The sequence below is a fragment of the Streptacidiphilus anmyonensis genome (genome assembly GCF_000787855.1).
Taxonomy (GTDB): Bacteria; Actinomycetota; Actinomycetes; order Streptomycetales; family Streptomycetaceae; genus Streptacidiphilus; species Streptacidiphilus anmyonensis.
This window is the reverse complement of record NZ_BBPQ01000091.1, coordinates 13,728-15,790: the sequence shown is the minus strand read 5'-3', so window position 1 is coordinate 15,790 and position 2,063 is coordinate 13,728. Positions and strand designations below refer to the sequence as shown.

Here is a 2,063-nt window from a genome sequence, read left to right as displayed (position 1 = left end):
GGCGCGGAGGTCCCCGCGCTGGTGGACACCCGCCCCGAGCCGCCCGCCGCGCTCGTCCGCGCGGCACGGACCGCCGGGATCGAGGTCCTGGCCGGATCGGTGGTCGTCGGCACCGAGGGCGGGGAACGGGTCACGGGCGTGCGCGTCTCCGCACTCGCGGACGGGCTCGCGGACGGGCTCGCGGACGGGCTCGCGGACGGGCCCGCGAACGGCCCCGCGGACGGGACTGCCGACACCCCTGAACTGACCGGCCCCGTCCGCGAGCTGGCCTGCGACCTGCTCGCCGTCTCGGGCGGCTGGAGCCCGGCGGTCCACCTGTGGAGCATGGCCCGCGGCACCGTCCGCTACGACGACACCCTCGCCGCCTTCGTCCCCGACCAGGCCGCCCAGCACGTCCGGACCGCCGGCTCCGGCCGAGGCGAGTACAGCCTCGCGGGCTGCCTCACCGAGGGGTTCACCGCCGGGGCCGAGGCGGCGACCGCCGCCGGTTTCCCCGTCACCGCCCCCGAGACGCCGCCGTCCACGGGAGACGAGCCCCCCGCGCCGCCGCGCCCCGTCTGGCTCGTCCCCGGCGAGGACGGCGACCCGTCCACCTGGCGCGACCACTTCGTCGACGCCCAGCGCGACGCCACCGTCGCCGACGTCCACCGCGCGATCCGCGCCGGCATGCGCTCCGTGGAGCACATCAAGCGGTACACCACCATCGGCACCGCCCACGACCAGGGCAAGGCCTGCGGGGTGGCCGCCATCGGCGTCATCGCGACGCTGCTCGGAGCGCGCTCGCCCGGCGAGGTCGGCACCACCACCTACCGCGGCCCCTACGTCCCGGTCTCCTTCGCGCTGCTCGCCGGACGCGAGCGCGGGCCGCTGTTCGACCCGGTGCGCACCACCGCCGTCCACCCCTGGCACGTCCGGCGCGGCGCGGTGTTCGAGAACGTCGGCCAGTGGCACCGCCCGCGCTACTATCCGCGCCCCGGCGAGGACATGGACGCCGCCGTGCTGCGCGAGTGCCGGGCGGCCCGCGAGGGCGTCGCCATGATGGACGCCTCCACCCTCGGCAAGATCGACGTGGTCGGCCCCGACGCCGCGGTGTTCCTCGACCGCCTCTACACCAACGGCTTCGCCAAACTGCCGGTCGGCTCCGCCCGCTACGGCGTCATGTGCCGGGCCGACGGCATGGTCTTCGACGACGGCGTCACCGTCCGGCTCGCCCCCGACCACTACTACCTCACTACCACCACCGGCAACGCGGCCGCCGTCCTGGACTGGATGGAGGAGTGGCTGCAGACCGAGTGGCCCGAACTGCGGGTTCGCTGCACCTCCGTCACCGAGCAGTGGACCACGGTGGCCGTCGTCGGCCCGCGCTCCCGCGAGATCCTCGCCGCGCTGGCGCCCGAGCTGGACGTCTCGAACGACGCCTTCCCCTTCATGACGGTCCGCCACACCGACCTCGCCAACGGCGTCCCGGCGCGGATCTGCCGCATCTCCTTCTCCGGCGAACTGGCCTACGAGATCAACGTCGCCGGCTGGTACGGCCTCGCCGTCTGGGAGGCCGTGTTCGCCTACGGCGCGCACGCCGGGATCACCCCCTACGGCACCGAGACCATGCACGTGCTGCGCGCCGAGAAGGGCTACCCCATCGTCGGCCAGGACACCGACGGCACCGTCACCCCCCAGGACCTCGGCATGGCGTGGATCGTCGCCCGGCACAAGGACTTCGTCGGCAAACGCTCCTTCGCCCGCGCCGACACCGCCCGCGCCGACCGAAAGCACCTCGTCGGGTTGCTCCCCGTCGACCGCGCCGAACGGCTGCCCGAGGGCGCGCAGCTGGTCGCCCCGGACGCCGACCCCGCAGCCGTGCCCGCGGACTCCCTCGGCCACGTCACCTCCAGCTACGACAGCGCCGCCCTGGGACGCACCTTCGCCCTCGCGCTCGTGCGCGGCGGCCGCGACCGGATCGGCGAAACGGTGCTCGCGCCGCTTCCCGACGGCCGCACCGTCGCGGCGACCGTCACCGAACCCGTCCTCTTCGACCCGAAGGGAGCCCGCCGTGACGGCTGACG

1 pseudogene is annotated in these 2,063 nt (G+C 75.0%); it reads left to right on the top strand.

Features of this window, described 5'->3' with window-relative positions:
* Positions 1–2,061, top strand: a pseudogene (locus tag TR50_RS47700) (glycine cleavage T C-terminal barrel domain-containing protein); the annotation flags it as partial.
* Between the last annotated feature and the right edge of the window lie 2 nt (positions 2,062–2,063).